At 49.7% G+C, this 19,718-nt stretch carries 19 protein-coding genes; 1 reads left to right on the top strand and 18 read right to left on the bottom strand.

Annotated elements, in window-relative coordinates:
- Positions 1-70 precede the first annotated feature (70 nt).
- The gene (locus B4H10_RS01170; protein ID WP_113855420.1) at positions 71-805 is read left to right on the top strand and encodes an ATP-binding protein; all 735 of its coding nucleotides are present in this window, start codon (positions 71-73) and stop codon (positions 803-805) included.
- 63 nt (positions 806-868) lie between these two features.
- Here the strand turns inward: B4H10_RS01170 and B4H10_RS01165 are convergent, their stop codons facing one another.
- From B4H10_RS01165 to B4H10_RS01080, 18 genes are all read right to left on the bottom strand, one after another.
- Complete coding sequence (locus tag B4H10_RS01165; RefSeq protein WP_059076698.1) at positions 869-1,318, bottom strand: Lrp/AsnC family transcriptional regulator; 450 nt, start codon at positions 1,316-1,318, stop codon at positions 869-871.
- Between the two features lie 159 nt (positions 1,319-1,477).
- Positions 1,478-2,422 carry an FAD:protein FMN transferase gene (locus B4H10_RS01160; RefSeq protein WP_292018050.1) on the bottom strand — a complete coding sequence of 315 codons (945 nt, stop codon included), beginning with the start codon at positions 2,420-2,422 and terminating at the stop codon, positions 1,478-1,480.
- Between the two features lie 117 nt (positions 2,423-2,539).
- Positions 2,540-3,403, bottom strand: a complete 864-nt coding sequence (rnfB, locus tag B4H10_RS01155; protein WP_059076696.1) for an RnfABCDGE type electron transport complex subunit B — start codon at positions 3,401-3,403, stop codon at positions 2,540-2,542.
- 25 nt (positions 3,404-3,428) lie between these two features.
- Positions 3,429-4,004 carry an electron transport complex protein RnfA gene (locus tag B4H10_RS01150; RefSeq protein ID WP_059076695.1) on the bottom strand — a complete coding sequence of 192 codons (576 nt, stop codon included), beginning with the start codon at positions 4,002-4,004 and terminating at the stop codon, positions 3,429-3,431.
- Positions 4,004-4,627, bottom strand: a complete 624-nt coding sequence (gene rsxE / locus B4H10_RS01145; protein ID WP_059076694.1) for an electron transport complex subunit RsxE — start codon at positions 4,625-4,627, stop codon at positions 4,004-4,006. The genes B4H10_RS01150 and rsxE overlap by 1 nt, the downstream gene beginning before the upstream one ends.
- 2 nt (positions 4,628-4,629) lie before the next feature.
- Positions 4,630-5,178 (bottom strand): RnfABCDGE type electron transport complex subunit G, encoded by a 549-nt coding sequence (locus B4H10_RS01140; protein ID WP_059076693.1) that lies wholly within the window; start codon positions 5,176-5,178, stop codon positions 4,630-4,632.
- 1 nt (position 5,179) lies between these two features.
- Positions 5,180-6,217 carry an RnfABCDGE type electron transport complex subunit D gene (locus B4H10_RS01135; protein ID WP_059076692.1) on the bottom strand — a complete coding sequence of 346 codons (1,038 nt, stop codon included), beginning with the start codon at positions 6,215-6,217 and terminating at the stop codon, positions 5,180-5,182.
- A gap of 17 nt (positions 6,218-6,234) precedes the next feature.
- Positions 6,235-7,590 (bottom strand): electron transport complex subunit RsxC, encoded by a 1,356-nt coding sequence (rsxC, locus tag B4H10_RS01130; RefSeq protein ID WP_059076691.1) that lies wholly within the window; start codon positions 7,588-7,590, stop codon positions 6,235-6,237.
- A gap of 666 nt (positions 7,591-8,256) precedes the next feature.
- The gene (locus B4H10_RS01125; protein ID WP_059076690.1) at positions 8,257-9,867 is read right to left on the bottom strand and encodes a CTP synthase; all 1,611 of its coding nucleotides are present in this window, start codon (positions 9,865-9,867) and stop codon (positions 8,257-8,259) included.
- Positions 9,868-9,961: 94 nt separating this feature from the next.
- On the bottom strand, positions 9,962-11,626 hold the full coding sequence (gene argS, locus B4H10_RS01120) for an arginine--tRNA ligase (RefSeq protein ID WP_292018030.1): 1,665 nt from the start codon (positions 11,624-11,626) through the stop codon (positions 9,962-9,964).
- Entirely contained in the window at positions 11,626-12,054 is a 429-nt protein-coding gene (locus B4H10_RS01115) for a DUF1934 domain-containing protein (RefSeq protein ID WP_083237101.1), read from the bottom strand. Before B4H10_RS01115 ends, argS begins: the two co-directional genes overlap by 1 nt.
- A gap of 73 nt (positions 12,055-12,127) precedes the next feature.
- On the bottom strand, positions 12,128-12,871 hold the full coding sequence (locus B4H10_RS01110) for a TIGR03915 family putative DNA repair protein (protein ID WP_292018029.1): 744 nt from the start codon (positions 12,869-12,871) through the stop codon (positions 12,128-12,130).
- Positions 12,868-14,124, bottom strand: coding sequence for a putative DNA modification/repair radical SAM protein (locus B4H10_RS01105; protein ID WP_075581973.1), 1,257 nt, complete (start codon positions 14,122-14,124; stop codon positions 12,868-12,870). The genes B4H10_RS01110 and B4H10_RS01105 overlap by 4 nt, the downstream gene beginning before the upstream one ends.
- A gap of 121 nt (positions 14,125-14,245) precedes the next feature.
- A complete protein-coding gene (locus B4H10_RS01100; RefSeq protein ID WP_170087271.1) occupies positions 14,246-14,401 on the bottom strand; it encodes a hypothetical protein in 156 nt (51 codons plus the stop codon).
- A gap of 106 nt (positions 14,402-14,507) precedes the next feature.
- On the bottom strand, positions 14,508-15,743 hold the full coding sequence (locus B4H10_RS01095) for an FprA family A-type flavoprotein (protein WP_113855416.1): 1,236 nt from the start codon (positions 15,741-15,743) through the stop codon (positions 14,508-14,510).
- A 102-nt stretch (positions 15,744-15,845) separates the two neighbouring features.
- Entirely contained in the window at positions 15,846-17,141 is a 1,296-nt protein-coding gene (locus B4H10_RS01090) for a hypothetical protein (RefSeq protein WP_292018028.1), read from the bottom strand.
- Between the two features lie 23 nt (positions 17,142-17,164).
- A complete protein-coding gene (locus B4H10_RS01085) occupies positions 17,165-17,830 on the bottom strand; it encodes a hypothetical protein (RefSeq protein WP_059076685.1) in 666 nt (221 codons plus the stop codon).
- The gene (locus B4H10_RS01080; protein WP_292018027.1) at positions 17,827-19,581 is read right to left on the bottom strand and encodes a DUF2157 domain-containing protein; all 1,755 of its coding nucleotides are present in this window, start codon (positions 19,579-19,581) and stop codon (positions 17,827-17,829) included. Before B4H10_RS01080 ends, B4H10_RS01085 begins: the two co-directional genes overlap by 4 nt.
- Positions 19,582-19,718: the final 137 nt, after the last annotated feature.

The following is a 19,718-nucleotide window of genomic DNA, read 5'->3' as shown; positions in this document are numbered from 1 at the left end:
AATGATATAAACAAAAGCACTCTGAATAAAAGTATATCATAAAACCCTGTGTATTAAGGAGGAAATTCAAATGAAACGTAAAATCATTCACATCAATCAGGATAAATGTAACGGCTGCGGCTCCTGTGCCCGGGCCTGCCACGAAGGAGCGATTGCCATGATAAACGGCAAAGCCACGCTGCTGCGGGACGACTACTGTGATGGCCTGGGTGACTGTCTTCCCCATTGCCCGACCGATGCCATTACCTTTGAAGAACGTGAAGCGGCTCCCTATGATGCCCAGGCGGTAGCGGAACACCAAAAAGCACATTATACCGGAACGGGCTGCCCCGGAAGCCGCATGCAGACACTGCATCAGGAGCAGCCTGTCTGTCCCGGCCAGAAGAGCCAGGTACTTACAGGCCAGGATTCTGGATGCGCATCATCCCAGCCGTCCCTGTCCCGGTTGCGCCAATGGCCGGTACAAATCAAACTGGTACCAGCCCATGCACCATATTTTAACGGTGCCCGGCTCCTCATCGCCGCCGATTGCACCGCCTATGCTTATGGCCGTTTTCATGAAGACTTCATCAAAAACCGTATCACCCTTATCGGCTGCCCCAAACTGGATGACATCGACTATTCAGAAAAGTTGACGGAAATCATCCGCAGCAATGACATAAAAGAAGTAACTATCGTCCGCATGGAAGTTCCCTGCTGCGGTGGACTGGAAATGGCAGCCAAAAAAGCCTTGCAGCAGAGTGGCAAGTTCATTCCCTGGCAGGTGGTTACCATCTCCCTTGACGGAAACATATTAGATAAATAAATCAGCTCTATAAAAAGAAACGGGCGTGCGAAAGCAAAACTGCTTTGCACGCCCGTTTCTTTTTCACTGCACATTGACATTCCATTCTTCCTTCAAAGTAGAAAGACACATGAATGTCTGAGATGAAGCTACCGTCGGAATTTCATTGAGCTCTTCCATGAGGAAATGTTCCAGATCGTCCGGTGTCTTGACCAATACCTTCAGCAGGTAGTCAAAAGCACCGACCACATGATGGCATTCCAATACCTGGTTAAATTCGACAACTTTCTGGCGGAATTCTTCCACATCACCGGAACGTTCCAGGTTGACCATAATAAAGGCCGTGACGTTATAGCCCGTCTTGCGGCGGCTGATTTTAGCCCCATAGCCTTCAATAATACCATTGTGTTCCATTTTACGGATTCGTTCTGAAACAGCCGGTATAGACAGGCCGACTATTTTGCTGATTTCCGTAGCTGAAGCCTTGCCATTCTTCTTAAGAATTGTCAGGATTTTTTCGTCAATATGATCCATTCAGGTTACATCCCCCTTACGTTAGTTAATGCAAGATTAAAAGATTTCTGCATACATATATTATCTTACATTATAAAGGAAATGTAAATATATAATTTAAAATTTATTGAATGTCTTTATAATCAATCGTATAACGAGAAAATCCACAGAATACAGGATTTACTTCACCAGATGAAAGTCCTCGTTAAGATCAGAAAAATGGTCCTTAAACCCTTCCGTCATGTATACAGTGCCGTCTTCCGCCGTTATTTCGCCTTCTACACCATCCAGATTTTTAAGGAATTCCATCCCTTTTTCAGGTCCAAGGACAAAGATAATGGTCGTAAACATATCACTGAGCATACCGGCATGATCAACCTTTCCATCAATGACGACAGAATCACTCATAACGCCGGAACGGGCTGGCCGGCCGGTCCGCGGATCAAAAATATGATGGTAGCGGATGCCATCCTGGATGAAGTACCGTTCATAATCCCCGGAAGTGCCTAAGGCCTGATTCTCAATAGAAACGATGCCCAGATACGTATCGGGAGAATCATTGCGGGGATGGCGGATACCAATTTTCCATGGCTTATCCTTGCCCGTCCTGCCGACGGCATACATAGAACTGGCCCCCATGTTGATGAGCCCGCTCTGAATGTGGTGGGCTTCATAAATCTTGCGAACTTCATCGACAGCAAAACCCTTGGCGATACCGCCCAGATCGAGGCACATCCCTTCTTTCGCCAGCATGACGCTGTGAGTTCCCGGTTCGAGCAGGATATCCTTATAATTTACGTGAGTCAGGGCCGATGCAATTTCTTCATCGGACGGAACATGCTGGTCATCATTTCCGATATCCCACAATTTTGTGATGATACCGACACTGATGTCCCATGCCCCCTGGGTCTTTTCCGAATATTCTTTGGCAATGGCAATCATTTCATAGACTGACGGGTCTACCTGGACATAGGATTGACCGGCCGCTGCATTGATGCGGCTTATATCACTATCCGGATTTTGGGCACTGGCCAGACTATCGAGCTGATGTACCCGTTTGAGCCCTTCTTCTACGGCTTCTTTTGCTTCTTTTCCTTCTGCCCGCAGCTGAATCGTTGTATCCATGGCAATGGTGCTCTTATTATAAGACTGCTCCGGATGCAGTGAACACCCGGAGCAGCTCATAACGATCAAAAGCGCAGCCATGCTGAGATAACGGGCATAGCGTTTCAGATCCATATATTAACCTACGTTTTCTTTCGTTTCTTCTTTCTTATAGACGCCTTTAATCATTTCACCGATAGCACCAGTCGGGCACTTGGTCAGGCAGGTAGCATTGTCACAATGGTGGCAGACATCCTGATTGACAACGGCGAGGTGATCGATAATCTTGATGGCTTCTTCATCTTTATGCGAGCAGTTGCGCATGCAGGAACCGCAGCCCAGGCAGAGGGCTTTACAGTTCTTCATAGCCGGTGCACCAAAATCTTTGGAGCTGCAGCTTACGCTTACTTTTGCACTGATAGGAAGCAGTTCTATTACATGGTTCGGGCAGACACTGGCGCATTTGCCGCAGCCAGTGCAGATGTCTTTATTGACCTGGGGCAGACCATTTTCGCCCATGGTCATAGCGCCGAACGGACAGCTGCGTACGCAGTTGCCAAATCCAAGGCAGCCGAATTTACAGAACTTGGGACCCTGCTGGACCAGCTTGGCAGCAGCACAGTCATGTACGCCCTTGTATTCAAAAGCAAGTTTGGCAATGCCATTGCCGCCACGGCATTTGACGTGGGCATATTTCGGTTCCGTTGCTTCAGCGACTTTCCCTGTCAGTTTAGCTACGACAGCAGCAACAGCTGCTTTGCCAGGTACGCAGAGATTGGGCGGAACATCCGGATCGAGAACGACAGCTTCAGCATATTTTGCACAACCGGCAAAACCACAAGCACCACACTGACCTTGCGGCAGTGCTTCTTTAACTTCGCCGATGAGCGGATTTTCTTCCATGGCAAACTTCTTATCTGCCGAGGCCAGGACAAAGCCAAATACGAGGCCAATGCAGGTCAGAATGACGACAGCCATGATCGCGGTTAACGTATAATCCATGATCTAGTACATCTCCTTTTCTCCGTTATATCATACCGGAAAAGCCGAGGAATGCCAGGGACAGCATACCAGCTACAACGAAGGCAATCGGTGTACCCTTGAGCGGTTCCGGTACATCTGCATAGTCCAGTTTTTCACGGCAGCTGGCCATGAGGATCAGAGCCAGAGCAAAGCCAAGGCCGGCACCAACGGCGAATACGATGTTTTCAACGAAGTTGTAATTGTTGGTAACACTGATAACAGGAACGGACAGAACGATACAGTTCGTTGCAATCAGCATAAGGTAAATCCCCCACATGTTATACAGCGTCGGAGATTCTTTCTTGATGACAATTTCCAATAGTTGCACGAAACTGGCAATCAGAATTACGAACGAAATCGTACGCAGGAATTCCAGATGAAGTGGAACGAGAACCTGCGTGTAAAGCAGCCAGGCCAGGATTGTACTGAGGGTAATGACGGACGTTACGGCAAAGCCCATCCCGACGGATGCATTTAAGTTCTTGGAAACGCCGAAGAAGATACACAGGCCCAGGAACTTGGTCAATACGAAGTTGTTAATCAGAACAGCTCCGATAAACAGCGTAAAATATGCGCCCATTATCCTTCAACCCCTTTCAATTGTCTCTGTCTTTCAACATGCTTATTCCAGATTTTGAAACCGGCCATGATGAAACCGATGAGCATGAAAGCTCCTGGCGGCAGGGCCATGATCAGGGCAGGCTGATAAGCATCGCCAAAGACCGGCATGCCAAAGAAGGTGCCATTGCCAAGGATTTCACGGATAAAGGAAATAAGGAACATAGCAATCGTAAAGCCGATGCCCATGCCCATACCATCGAGGAACGAAACGACGACGCCGTTTTTGGAAGCAACCGATTCTGCACGTGCCAGGATGATAGCAAATACGACAACCAGGTCGAGGTATACGCCCAGAGCTTTATACAGGTCCGGAGCATAGGCCTGCAGGAACAACTGTACGCACGTTACGATGGTAGCAATACAGGTGATGTATACAGGGATACGGACTTTTTTGTTAATCAATTTGTGGATAATCGAAACTACCGTGTTGTTGGCGGTAATAACGAACCATACTGTACAACCCATAGTCAGACCATTGACGACACTGGTTGTAACGGCGAGGCCCGGGCACAGGCTCAAGGCCAGGACGAAGTACGGGTTTTCTTCAATAATGCCTCTAGTAAATACTTTCCAAAGATTCATTATCATTTACCCCCTAACTGCGCTGCTTTTTCAACAGCCTCTTTTACGCCTTTTGTAAAGGCCCGGGAAGAAATGGTGGCACCCGTCATAGCCTGAATTTTATCCTTTTCAGAGGCATTTTTGGTAACTTCCAGATTTTCTGCTTTTTTGCCTTTGAACTGGTCTTTAAACGGGGATTTAGCACCTCTGTCGCCGAGGCCCGGAGTTTCATTGGCTTCGAGAACCGTATAATCGATGACTTTGCCATCCATGGAAACGGCGGTCAGCATTTTGATCGGTCCGCCATATCCTTTCGGAGCCGTCGGAATGATATACGCTACTTTCTGTCCGCCCTTCTGAGCGATGAACGTATCCGTTTCACCAGGAACAGGAACGAACTGGTCAGCATCGACCAGGGCTTTCATGGAATCCTGTTTCATCTGTTCTGCTTTCGCTGCAGCCGTCGGGCCGGTAATGAAGAATACGAGACCGATGATACAGCCGGAAACGAGGCACGTGCAAACCAGATTCATAGCGATTTTGAAGATACCGCTCTTATTATTGTCTGCCATTTTATTTAGCCCCCTTTGCCTTTACTTCACCGAAGACGGTCGGTTTGACGAGACGGTCAATCAGCGGAGTCAGTGTGTTCATGAGCAGGATGGAATAGCAAACGCCTTCCGGATACCCGCCGAGTACACGGATCAGTACGGTAATAAGGCCTGCACCGAGTGCAAAAATAATCTGGCCTTTCAGTGTAATCGGAGCCGTGACCATATCTGTTGCCATGAAGAAAGCACCAATAATGAGGCCGCCGGCCATCATTTCAAATACAGCAGCATTGGGGCTGTAAATAATAGCAGTAAGAACGCCGACAGTTGCAATCATGACAACCGGAACCTGCCATTTGATGTAACCTTTCCAGATCAGATAGAGACCGCCGAGAATCAACAGGACCGTGCAGGTTTCACCAGCGGAACCGCTGCGCATGCCAAAGAACATCTGCTGATAAATGGTACCCCAGTCGGTGGCATTGAATGCATTGAACAATGCATCCTGACCGCCATGCTTGAAGGCATTCAGCGGAGTAGGTCCGGCAACGGCATTGACAGCAGCACTGCCGTCCATGTTAGTCCATGTCGTCATGGCAATCGGCCAGGAAACCATCAGGCCGGCACGGCCGACGTGAGCAGGGTTAAAGAGGTTATAACCAAGGCCGCCCATAGACTGTTTACATACGACGATGGCCAGGAAGGAACCGACGATGCTCATCCACCAGGGAAGGCTCGGCGGGCAGCACATCGCCAGCAGAAGGCCGGTGATGACGGCACTGCCATCGGTGATAGTGACTTTCTTGTGCAGTGCTTTTTCCCATAAAAATTCAAAAATAACTGCAGACACAACTGCAACGACCATGTTAAGAAGTGCATTGGCACCGAAATAGTAAACGCCGAACGCAGCAGCCGGTACGAGAGCAGCTACAACATTCCACATAATCTTAGGAATGCTTTCGTTACAGCGAACATGCGGTGAAGATGATACAGTAAGATTTAATTCCTGCATGTCTTTAGCATCCTTTCCTATAGTTTGTCCTTTCGCTTCTGGACTCATGATATCCCTTCTTCCAATTAGTTCTTAGCCTTTTGCGCATCGGCTTTGGCCTGTGCTGCTCTCTGCATAGCTTTGCATTGTGCCTTGGCGTTGCGGATATACTGGACGATATTGCGTTTTGCCGGGCAGGTATAAACGCAGCTGCCGCATTCTACGCAGTTCATGACACCGTATTCCATGCATTTATCCCATGCCTGGCAGGAAGAGAAGATGCTCAGCTGACTCGGGATAAGACCCATCGGACATGCTTCTACACAACGGCCGCAACGGATACACGGAGATTCTTCACCAACCTGGCATTTTTCAGGCGATAATGCGAGGATACCAGATGCACCTTTGGTAATAGGAACATCGAGCTGGTACTGGGCAAGACCCATCATCGGGCCGCCGCCGATTACCCGGTCGGGAGTCTGGGAGAAACCGCCGCAATAATCAATGACTTCCTGGAACAATGTACCAATACGGAGATTCAGGTTCTTCGGTTCCTTGATGCAGTCACCGGTTACAGTCGTCAGACGGGAAATGAACGGGATACCATGGCATACGGCATCGGTAACGGCAATGACCGTACCGACATTGCTTACGACACAGCCGACATTCATCGGCAGTCCGCCTGGTTCGACCTGACGGCCTGTCATGGCTTCAATCATCATTTTTTCAGCGCCCTGCGGATATTTCGTGACACAAGGCTGAACCGTAACTTCCGGAATATCTTTAAAAGCTTCTGTCAGTTTGGCGATAGCTTCCGGTTTATTATCTTCAATTCCGATATAACCCTGATGTACACCGAGAGCTTTCATGATGATCTGGACACCGGTTACCAGTTTCTGAACATATTCATCTTCTACCATGGCACGGTAGTCGCATGTCAGATACGGTTCGCATTCGGCACCGTTTACAATGAAAGTATCGACAGGTTTGTTAGGCGTAAATTTTACATGAGCAGGGAAGGTAGCGCCACCGCAGCCTACAACGCCTGCTTTTTTAATCAGTTCGATGATTTCCTTGCTTTCGAGCTTAGTCCAGTCCCGTTCCTGGGGAATGCCATCAGCCCATTCATCCTTACCATCCGATTTGATGACAACAGCCATGCACTTAACCATCATGTTGTGCGGCATGGGAGCTACCTTGACAACATCACCGGAAATAGAAGCATGGATGTCAGCATGGAGAAAAGCATCGCTCGTACCAATGAGCTGCCCTTTCTTGACATGATCGCCAACCTTGACTGTCGGAGTGCAAGGAGCGCCAAAATGCTGGCTCATCGGGATGACTACTTGATCCGGTATTGCTGGGGTTTCTATGGCTTTATCTTTTGCATAGATTTTGCCATCGTCAGGATGAACCCCACCTCTTTTAAAGGTTTTCAACATCAAAAATCACCTCATTAAATATATAATGAAAAAATAAAAACATTAAGCAACCAATTTAGAGAAGCGATACGTTTTCCGGCCCGGCATATTTCTTGTCTGTCAAAAACCTGTCGAATAACTTGACGCCTCTACAAGACGGCATGAAAGCCGTAATGCCGCCGATGAATTCCGACTGCACTATATCGTATCCCAAAGGGGTGCTTACAAATCTGCAATCACTAGGTGACCGCTCTTTCGAAAGCAGATAAACGTTTTATCAGGACAGAATTATCCACTTTCAATCGTTATCATTATATCATCATCTCTTTTATTATTCAATGTGAAAATTATAGCAAGCTCCTGCCCTATTTCCGCATGTCTTCTATATATTCCGCATGATTATCGACTTTTGTCCCAAAATATTTTTCCTATTCCGCATATTGATTATGCGTATTTTATATACAGAAAAGGTCTGTATTCATCACATATTCGTGATGCATAGATGAGAATTTATCTGATTCATGGAATTATCACCATAGCCTGGGCCATGTATGTGAAAAATTAGAACAAAGTACTATATCAAAAAGTGACAACAAATATAACTTAAACGATAAACTTTTCGGGCAGGATGCCACAAAAAATACTGCTCCGCATGATATAGCGGAGCAGCAGAATATACAGACGGATTTATTTATTTTTTAATTCCAACGCTGTCGAGATGAGTCCTCTGAATAACGGATGGGCTTTAGTCGGACGGGATTTAAATTCCGGATGGAACTGGCAACCGACAAAATAGGGGTGATCCGGAAGTTCTACAATTTCGACCAGCCGGTCGTCAGGAGATGTCCCCGATATGACCAGCCCGGCTTTGGTAAGTTCTGTCCGGTACTTATTGTTGAATTCCCAGCGATGACGATGCCGTTCGTAAATAAGGTCTTGTCCGTAAACTTCCCGTGCCTTAGTGCCTTCAGCCAGTTTGCAGGGATATAAGCCGAGGCGCATCGTACCACCTTTGTTAGAAATATCCACCTGATCCGGCATGAGATCGATGACCGGAAATTCGGCATCTTCCTGGAATTCCGAACTCGTTGCCCCTTTCAGGCCTACGACGTTGCGGGCGAATTCCATGACAGCACACTGCATGCCCAGGCAAAGTCCCAGGTAGGGAATCTTATGTTCCCGCGCATACTGTACCGTCTTAATCTTGCCTTCTACACCGCGGTTGCCAAATCCGCCGGGTACGACAATGCCATCTACACCGCTGAACACTTCATCAAGATTGGCATCAGACGGTTCCAGCGTTTCCGAATCAATCCATCTGATATGCACTTTGGTCTTATAGGCATAACCAGCATGACTCAGTGCTTCGGCTACACTGAGGTAGGCATCGTGAAGTGCTACATATTTGCCTACGAGGGCAATCGTAAGGTCATGTTCCGTGTGATAGATAGCATGGACCATCTTCTTCCAGTCTTCCATATCGCACGGTTTATCCGGCAGATCCAGTTTTTCCAGTACGATACGATCCAATCCTTCTTCAGAAAGGAGAAGCGGAACTTCATAGATACTGTCCAGTGTTTTATTTTCGATGACAGCATCTTTATCAATATCGCAGAACAGGGCCAGTTTATCTTTCATTTCATCAGACAGCGGCCGTTCTGTACGGCAGACGATGATATCAGGTTGGATGCCAATACCCCGCAATTCTTTTACGCTGTGCTGGGTCGGTTTCGTCTTCAGTTCGCCCGCAGCTCCGATGTACGGTACCAGAGTAACGTGAATATACAGCACGTCATTGCGGCCTACTTCTTTCTTTATCTGGCGGATAGCTTCCAGGAACGGCAGGCTTTCAATATCGCCGACAGTCCCGCCGATTTCCGTAATGACGACGTCGGCATTGTCATCATCGCCTACACGGTACACGCGGTTTTTGATTTCATTGGTAATGTGGGGAATAACCTGTACCGTATGGCCCAGATAATCGCCACGCCGTTCTTTTTGAAGCACCGACCAGTAAATTTTGCCGGTCGTGACATTGGAATTCTTACCCAGATTGATATCAATGAAACGTTCGTAATGACCTAAATCCAAATCTGTTTCCGTGCCGTCGTCGGTGACAAAAACTTCACCGTGCTGATAGGGGCTCATCGTACCGGGGTCTACATTGATATAGGGGTCAAACTTCTGAATCGTAACCTTGAAACCACGATTCTTCAGAAGACGGCCCAGTGCCGCTGCCGTAATCCCTTTACCGAGTGATGAAACAACCCCGCCTGTCACAAATATGTATTTAGCCATAATTCCTCCCTGCTGAGCATGACTGCTCGTAGACTGATAAAGTAAGTACTGTAAGATGCCGCAACTGCGGCAGGAAATCATAAGGTATATTATATTACATTTTTTCAGGAGCAGAAACCCCTAAAATGGCCAGACATCCGGCGATGGTAATGCGGACAGCCGTAACCAGGGCCAGTCTTGCTTTTTCCAGATCCTTATCAGACTGGATGACATGGCAGTGGTTATAAAAGTTATGGAACAGGCTGGCCAGTTCATGAGCAAAATGAGCTATGCGGTGTGGAGCCCGTTCCCGTGCGGCAATCTGGATTTCTTCCGGAAAAGCCGCCATCTTCTTGATCAGTTCCAGTTCCTGTGGTTCCTTCAGCGTATCCCAGACTACATCAGACCAGTCTTCCGGGATAGTACCGCCCGCTTCTTCGATTTGTTTGTAAATGCTGTAAATCCGGGCGTGGGCATACTGGATATAATATACCGGATTTTCATTACTATGGGATTTCGCCAGATCCAGATCGAAGTCGAGCTGTGTATCGAGAGAGCGCATGATAAAGAAATACCGGGCTGCATCGGTCCCGACTTCTTCAATCAGTTCATTCAGGGTGATTGCCTGGCCAGTCCGCTTGCTCATCTTTACGGGCTTGCCATCGCGGAACAGGCTGACCATCTGCAGCAGCAGCACTTCCAGCTGAGCCGGATCATATCCGAGAGCTGCCATGGACGCCTTGACGCGGGCTACGTATCCATGATGATCGGCACCCCAGATATTGATCATTTTCTTAAAGCCCCGTTCATATTTATTCTTGTGATAGGCAATATCGGCAGCCAGATAGGTCGGCACGCCGTTATCGCGGATGATGACCCGGTCTTTATCGTCGCCGTAATCGGTCGATTTCAGCCAGAGCGCCCCGTCTTTTTCGTAAGCCTTGCCCCGCTTTTTCAATTCATCACAGGCCGCACGGATGGCATCGGGGTGGAGAGTCCGTTCGCTGAACCAGTTATCATAATGGACATTAAACGCAGCCAGATCCTGCCGCAGGGCCTTCAGTTTTTCTGCATAGGCCCGGTCCTTGAAGTACGCCAGCCGTTCCGGTTCTGCCATGGATAAATACGCATCCCCGTCCTGGTCTATAATGGCCTGGGCCGTTTCAATGATGTCATGGCCATGATACCCGTTTTCCGGGATTTCCGAAGGATATCCCAGAAGTTCCAGATAGCGTGCATTGACGGAAGCCGCCAGATTGTCCATCTGATTGCCGGCGTCATTGATATAATATTCAGCCTGTACATGATAGCCGGCCTTGCGCAAAAGGTTTACGAGAGCACTGCCATAAGCAGCGCCGCGGCCATGGCCGACATGGAGCGGTCCCGTCGGATTGGCACTGACGTATTCTACCTGCACGGTGTCATCTTCCCGCAGCTCTGCCTGCCCATACTGTTCACCTGCAGAAAGGATCTGCCGGAGCGTATCGTAAATTACCATATGATTCAGAAAGAAATTGATAAAGCCGGCACCGGCAATTTCTGCCTTGTCCAGCCAGGGATAATCCATCTGGTCTACAATAGCGCGGGCAATCAGCTGCGGAGATGTATGGGCAATGCGCGCCGACTGCATGGCAATATTCGTCGCAAAATCGCCAAATTTCTTCTGGGGAGGTACTTCGAGCACGACTTCAGGGTATTCTCCCTGAGGCAGTGTGCCCGCCTTGACAGCTCTGTCCAGAGCTTCCTGTATGCCTTGCTTGACTAATTCCTTCATTTCCATTACGCATGATCCTCCTGCACATCAATAGACAGCTGATTATAATTGGACGCAAAACCATCGATTGTCACATCGTATCCCAGTTCTATATGTCCCGTACCATCGGACAGAGTAGAGCGGCACACATAGGTCTTCAGCGTGACCGGAAGCCTGCCCAGAGGCGTATCGTACCACGAATGGGTTTCCCTTCCCGGCCAGTATTCCTGCCGCTGCTGCATCTTCCCTGTCCGTACCAGTACGACGTTGCCATTATCCAGGACCTTGATGATGGTGGTCACACCTTCAAGTCCTGTGATTTCGCTTTCGGCATACATAATATACTGGGTATCTTTTTTCCTATAATACTTGCCTTCCGATACGAGCTCCATTTTCAGCTCCTGACCTTGTTCATTGCGCTGGATGCTCGTAACGCTTACGACAACGGGTTTCACGGAATTCCAACCTTTCTTTTTTTATTTCAATGTTACTATTATATAACAAGCAGGGGAAAAAGGAAATAACAAATCATGAATGTTTCGCATCCTCTATGAGCCAGGACCAGTATTTTTCCGGCATAAAGCTGCGCCGCACCGTATCATTGCGCCGTTCTTTTATAGCAATAGTCTTATAATACGCCTGCCAGAGATGATTGAATCCCTGCTCGTCCCGGGAAAGAGATAATTCCTGCAACGTCCTTGGGATTTCAATCAGGGAAAGGGTGTGATTCTCATAGAAGACACCCATGTGCCGGCGTATATCGTGGATGACCCACCGTTCTCCGGGAAAACGGGAAACAAAGTGCGGTGCCATGAGGGGTACGACAGCACAGGAAGGTGCCAGCCGGGCATAGAGCATACCATCGGACAATTCACGGAAGCGCAGCAGCCCCAGTAACTTGTGTCGCTCATTGCCCGTCCTGCGGGCCATCTGACGAACTGCCCAGACCGGTTCATCGCTGAGATGATGGAGAAATTCTTTTTTATAATGAAAGGCCAGCCTCAGGTACAGGAGGAGCGCCTCTTCCCTCCCGGGCAGTTCTGCCATGAAGGCATAGTACAGGAAATGACTGGCCCTGCCGCCACACTGCTTACGGAGTGCTTCCAGGATCCGCCGGGCTTTGCCGGGATCAGAAGGCACAAACCGCGGTTGATCAAACAGCGATAGCTCCCCCTGGGTGCGGATATTTTCTGTCTTTTCTATGCCATCATGCCAGGCGTCAAATACAGCCGACAAAAAGCCGAAAAACGTCCCGTCATATTCGTAATTCATATGGTGCCTCCCGAAAACAAATCAACTTCTTCGTAGCGGGACCGCCCCTCATCCTGCAGGAGATGCCGCCGGATTTCCCCCTGCCCTGTATGACCGCCATAGTACCGTCCCCGGCAGGTGATGAAATATTTTGCCCGTTTGAGGACGATTCCCAGGCGCCGCAGACTGTCATAGGAAAGCCAGGCCTGCCTGCGGGCCGCGCAGATGCGCCGTGCCGACTGTACGCCAATGCCCGGCACGCGGAGCAGCATGTGATAGGAAGCGCGGTTGATTTCAATGGGAAAGACTTCCGGATGCCGCAGGGCCCAGCAGGCTTTCGGGTCGAGGTGAAGATCAAAATCAGGCATATCGTCACTCAGTATTTCATCGGCCGTAAACTGATAAAAACGCAGCAGCCAGTCCGCCTGATAGAGGCGGTGTTCCCGCAGGAGCGGCGGCGTCCTCAGTTCCGGCAGTCCCGGCCCATGGAGCATGGGCACATAGGCTGAATAATAAACGCGTTTCAGGCTCACATGGCGATACAATGATTCGCTAAGACGCAAAATCGTGCGGTCACTGTCCGGCGTCGCTCCGATGATGAGCTGCGTCGTCTGCCCGGCCGGTACGAAAGCAGGTACTTTGCGGCTCTTTTTCCGTTCCTCCTGCCGTTCGGCAATGCCTGCGCGGACAGCACGCATGGGCAGGAGGATACTCTGCTTCGTTTTTTGCGGCGCCAAAAGCCGGAGGCCTGCCGATGAGGGCAGTTCTATATTGACGCTGAGCCGGTCCACATACTGTCCCAGTTCCCGGATCAGTCGTTCATCCGTCCCGGGTATGCCTTTCATATGGATGTATCCGTTAAAATGATAGACATCGCGGAGCAGCCGCGCCGTACGGATGAGAAGCTCCGTCGTCGTATCGGGACTCTGGTAGACACCGGAACTCAGGAATAATCCTTCTATATAATTGCGCCGGTAAAACTGTATCGTAATATCGGCAATTTCTTCCGGTGTCAGCATAGCCCGCTTCGTCTCCCGGCTGCAGCGGTTGACACAATAGGCACAGTCATAGATACAATAATTCGTCATGAGTATTTTCAGCAGGGATACACAGCGGCCATCACTGGACCAGGTATGACAAATACCGGAGCAGGCGGCATTGCCGATGCCGCCCTTCTGATTGGCTCTGCGGCTGCCGCTGGATGAACAGGAAACGTCGTATTTGGCTGCATCACTCAGAATTTGCAATTTTTCCTGGATTCCGTCCCAATCCATACCGACTCCCCCCTTTTTCTTCCCTTATCATAGCACATCCGCTGCTGTCTTTCAAACATACGTTCTTTCATTGCTTCAAAAAAAGAGGCTGCCCTTTAAGACATCCTCTTTGCCGCCGCCATTACATATGCAAGCCTTCCCGCAGCTTTTCAAAAATCTTTTGTTCATCTTCTGTCAGGTCCCGGCCCAGGTCTATTTTCAGTTCTTCCCCGTTATTGCGGGCTTTTTCCTGTTCATGAGGATCACCGCTTTTAGCCGTATTGTCACGAATAATCATAGAACTCACCTCCTGTGCTTTCTAACAATATATCATCGTTCCTTTTGAACAACCGGAGAAAAAACGGGACCGTCCTACTGTGGCAGTCCCGTTTTCATCACGCCCGTTAAATCAGTGTTTTCGGATCCGGATATTCATTGATGCTTTCGACGAGTTTATCTGCCAGATCATCGAGTTCGCATTCCTGATCGTCTTTCAGAGACGATTTGATGTCCATCGTCGGTTCCAGCAGTTCGCAGCACTTGAACTGGTTTTCTACGTAATCGACCATCGTCTTATAGGCAGCCGATGCCCAGCTGTGGCAGGCAATGACGCCAACAGTACGCTTTTGATACATGAGTGTCTTCAGATCGTGGAGGAAGTTTTCCATAGGCAGGAACAGATTGAGGTTGTACGTCGGAGCAGCCAGTACGAGATGGCTGTATTCCCAGGCCTTCGCCGTGATGTAGGATGAATGAATCTTAGCCACATCATAGAGGCGGACATCCTGGATTCCCCGCTGGCTCAGCTTATGAGCCAGTGCGCAGGCAACCCGTTCTGTATTGCCGTAAATGGACGAAAAAGCAATGACGACACCTTTCTTTTCCGGCACATATTTTGCCCAGTGAAGGTATTTTTCAATAATGTATTTGATGGTTGCCGGCGTACGGAATACGACACCGTGGAGCGGGCAGATATAATCGATGGGAAGGCCCGATGCTTTTTTGAGGACATTGACGACCTGGGGGCCAAACTTGCCGACTATATTGACATAATAGCGGCGGGCAGAATCGAGATAATTTTCTTCAAAATCAACCTGGTCGGCATAAACATTGCCCAATGTACCGAACATGCCAAAAGCATCGGCACTGAAGAGGACATGGTCCGTCAGGTCATAACTCATGATAACTTCCGGCCAGTGAACCATCGGTGCCTTGACGAACTGGAGTGTATGTTTGCCGAGCGCCAGCTGGTCGCCTTCTTTGACTGCGACATAACGATCCGGCATCGGTTTGCGGAAAAATTGTTCAAACAGCTTGAACGTCTGGGGCTGGCCTACGATCTTGGCATCAGGGTATTTTTCCAACAGGGCGACGGCCGAGCTGGCATGGTCCGGTTCCATATGCTGCAGGACGAAGTAATCGAGCTTGCGGCCATGAAGCAGATATTCTACATCTTCCAGGAATTCATCACGGCATCCCTTGTCCATGGCATCGATGACACAGGTCTTTGCGTCATCAATGAAATAGGAGTTGTAGGTGACGCCTTCGGGAATCGGGAAAATCCGTTCAAATAATTCGGTCCGGAAATCATTGCATCCCATCCAATAGATGCCATTTTTGATTTCTTCTGTAATCTGCATAAGTATCGTTACCTCCTTTAAAATATAAAGAGAATTTTCATCTACCTGTATCATATCATGTTTGCAGGCAGGAATAAATATCAATACGGAAAATCTATCGACTTACTTGTCTGATTTTGCTTTTTCTGCCGCTTTGCTCTTATTATTGTCGGCTGTACGGTCCGTTTTAGCCGAAGCGCTGTCGCCACGGACGGTATCGGCTTCACGGCTATCCGGTCCGGATGCCGGTGCTGTCGTATCCGATGCGATAGCATCGGCCCGCCGCTGTTCGTCTGAAACAGCTGAACGGACTTCCTCCTGGCTGGACGAAGACTGTTCACTGGCCAGGGATTCCGCTTCTTCAATGAGATGCAGCAGTTCATCCCGGTCAGCCTGGGACAGGCCCTTACTGCTGTCGAGCAGTTCCTGTACCTGGGACGCGACGCTGGCAGCTTCCGACCGGGCCCCGCTGCGGCTGATGCGTCCGGACTGATAATTGCGGTTCAGATCACGGAGAGCGCCGGAAAGTTCCAACGTCTTGCTGCGGATTTTACTCATAGACAGCTCATCGCTGCGCTGTTTTTTTGTATCTGCATCGTGGAGTTTTTTATCTTCTTCCCGGCTTTCCAGCAGTTCTTCCTGTTTCTGTTGCGATACTTTCGCCAGGGCATCTGACGTGATATGCGTGCCTGTATAATATTCATATCCCATATAGCCGAATATAATCAGGGGGAGCAGCAATGCCAGGATTTCGACACGGCGCATGTGGGCGGCCCGCTTCCAGCTGATCGTATTCCGGCGGCGTATTTCCATGATAATGACAAAAAGCAGAATGGCTGCAATCGCAAAAAGGGCGACATAAATCGCCAATTTATGCCATACCGTCGCCTGAAGGCTGATTTTAGACGGAGACGAATTTTTCAGGCTCCACATATACGTACTGCCCTGATCGTCGGCTTTGGACGCATTGCTCTTTACATTCGTTCCCGATGGAAAAGAGACAATATATTCCAGGTCCGCCCCATTTTCTTCAATGGGCATTCCCAGTCGCAATTCTTTAATGCTGTCAGCAGTAAAATTATAATCGATATAATAGGTCGAACAAAAGAATCCGTCATGGGTCTTATGCACGACGCGGTCAACGGAGCTGCGGTTGGCCCCATCTTTGGTAATGGTCTTCATAGCCCGGAATCCCTTGCCATTGTCGTTGTCATAATCCATGATCGTATAATTCCGCTTCTGAAACTCATCCGCATCAGCCCGGAGTTTCTTCTGACCAGACGCCGATTCTGAAACTTTCAGCACATCCTGCGTCTCACTGCCATCGTCGTGGATGATCGTCTGGGCCCGGAAGCCGGAGAGCAGACAAAAGGCGGCTATAAGCAGTACGGTCAATCCCAGTTTTAGGTAGGTTTTCATAAAGTCCTCTCTTTCTACATGCATTATTCTTCCTTGGGCGGTACCATTCCCGATTCTACGATACGGGACCGGCCGGAGGACCTTGTTTCTCCACCACCCTGCCGTTCTGACCGGGCTGCCTCCATAGCGGCGCCGTTGCTGGATGCTTCCAGGGGAATGCCATTGACATAAATACCTTCAATGACGCCCAGACCTTTTTTCATGCGGATGCTGGCTATGACACTGTCACCAGAAGCAATGTCATAAATGCCATCGGCTTTATCCGGAGCTATGCGATAGCGGTTAAAGCCTACCTGGAACTGTACATTGCCATCATGATACGAAACGACTTTCGCTTCCATGTAGTCGCCTCCGATGAGCGGCTTAGAAGCCGATGCGCCTTTGATTTCCATCATGCCTTTATCGTCACGGGCAATATGTACGTATATAGTCTGATGTTCTTCTGGTTCCGTTACGTCCATCCAGGGAGCCGTGTCTTCGGGAAAGACAACGCGTATATAATCGGTGCCAAAGCTGGACACTTCCAGACGGGGCACGCACTGCCACTGGTAAGGGATGCCATCGACCGTGATATTATGCCAGCGCCAGCCAATATACCCCAGGGCAGCCAGCTGGACGATAGAAACCACGATGAGGACGAACCATTTAATCCGGCTGTCAGAAGGAAGAGTCATATCTGGTAATTTCATTTTCTATCGCCTCCTTCTGATGACCAGGGAGAATGGGTAAAGTGTTTTTCCCTTTCCGGTTTAGGCGCAGCACTGCCCCAGGGCGAACCGTGATGCTGTGCCGGCCGGGCAGCCGGCGCCTGTGCTTTTTCTTTTGCCGGTACGGACGGAGGCAGTGGGATGTCATCAGGATTATGAAATACGGGCGGCGTAAACCGGGATAGTTCCGGTTCTCTCGGCGTAACCGTTTGTGCTGGGGGAACGGGCGGTTCCGGTTCTTCTTTTAGTTCCGGCATGTGAATCGATTTCATCCATTCCGGCATCTCTTCTGCCACATCAGCCATATCGTCTGTTTCTGCCGGCTGTCCGGCTGGAACATCAGGAGATCCAGCTTTTCTGATAGAGGCCGGCTGTTTTTTACGGCGGCTGTGGGTTTTGCGGTTTGCACGTACCGTCGTTACATTATGACGCAGGTCTGTCCGGTGCCGTGCCCGTTCTGCCGCATCACGGCGACTGTCTGATGTACGGCGTATCTGTATCAGCACCAGTGCCAGGATGATAATTGCCACGACCGGTACCAGCGGGGAAACGCTGCCGCTCCAGAAGAAGGCCACCACCAGACAAAGAAGGGCGCAGATGCCAAACTTCGTATGCTTGGTATGACCGCTCTGGATTCCCTGGACCATTTCATAAAATCCAATGAGAATCAGATAGATAGAGGAAACGATGAGCGGTACGGAAGAGTAGAGGCCGCTCCGCACCAGCATAGTTTCTGCCGCGATGATGACCGGGATGCCCGCATACAGCACGGGACCCCAGAAACGCTTTTTGACACCTTTCAAGAGCAGTGCCAAAATAGACAGGAATAATATGACCGTAACGGCAATCGTCGTCCAGTGAAATCCCTGGATGCGGGCAATCCCATACCACGATGAGGGCAGGGACGAAATGAGCAGTGATCCTGCAGCGGCGCAGCGGCCAAACCAGCGGAACGGCACACCCCAGGCCTTGCGGATGTCAATGGAATACCCTGCCAGCATAATCGCCGCCGCCAGGGTAGCCAGCAGCAGGAACGGGATATATTCTGAATCGAGCGCAGCCAGTCCGAATGCTGCAAACACCGTAATCGTAAGGGTCCAGGAATACACGGACAGGCGGATTTCATCATTGTGGCGCTGCAGCAGGCCATAAAACGGCACCAGCAGGACGAGCAGGATCCACATAAAAGCGGCTCCTCCCGGCGCATCGACCGGACCTCCGCTGGCCGCCCAGAGCAGTACCCCCAGAGCATAGAGGATCACTGCCCCGGCGGAACGAAGGAGATAGCTAACCGGCAGCGACAGCAGTGCCCATCCGGCAAGATAGGAAGGCGTATCCCAGCCCACATAGTAGGTTTGCAGAGCTATAGCCAGAGAAACGCCCAGTATGAGGACATGAGTGACAGCGATCACTTCACCGCCCCAGGTTCCCTGGTGACTGCGGAGCATCCCGGCACCAACGGCGATTTGTGAAAAAAGCAGCAGTCCTGCCGCCAGTCCGATGCGCACGGCAAAACTCGTCTGGTACCAGAAACCGGACAGCCCCCATATCAGCGCCATACCGGCAATAGTAAGGCCCAGCGCCGTTACTACAATCAGCAATGGCAGGGGAATGCCTGCCGTTTTCGTTTCCAGTATATGACGTATCTGGACAGCCCCTTCACGGGAAACCCATCCTCTGGATTCCCATTCCCGGATCTGCTGTTCCAGCCATTTTGTGTCCATGTGTTCCATATTATATGTGCCCCCCAGGCAGAGTACGTATTCATTCTAAGCGTACCATCAGCTTATATCGATATCAGTATATCACAAAAACCACAAATTCCCTATAAAAAAAGAGACTCTGTCCCTATTTTACAGAACAAAGTCTC

Origin of the sequence: Megasphaera sp. UBA4382, assembly GCF_002391155.1 — a bacterium.
Classification (GTDB): Bacteria; Bacillota; Negativicutes; order Veillonellales; family Megasphaeraceae; genus Megasphaera; species Megasphaera hexanoica.
Note: the sequence above shows the minus strand (reverse complement) of the source record. Positions and strands in the feature narration are given on the sequence as shown.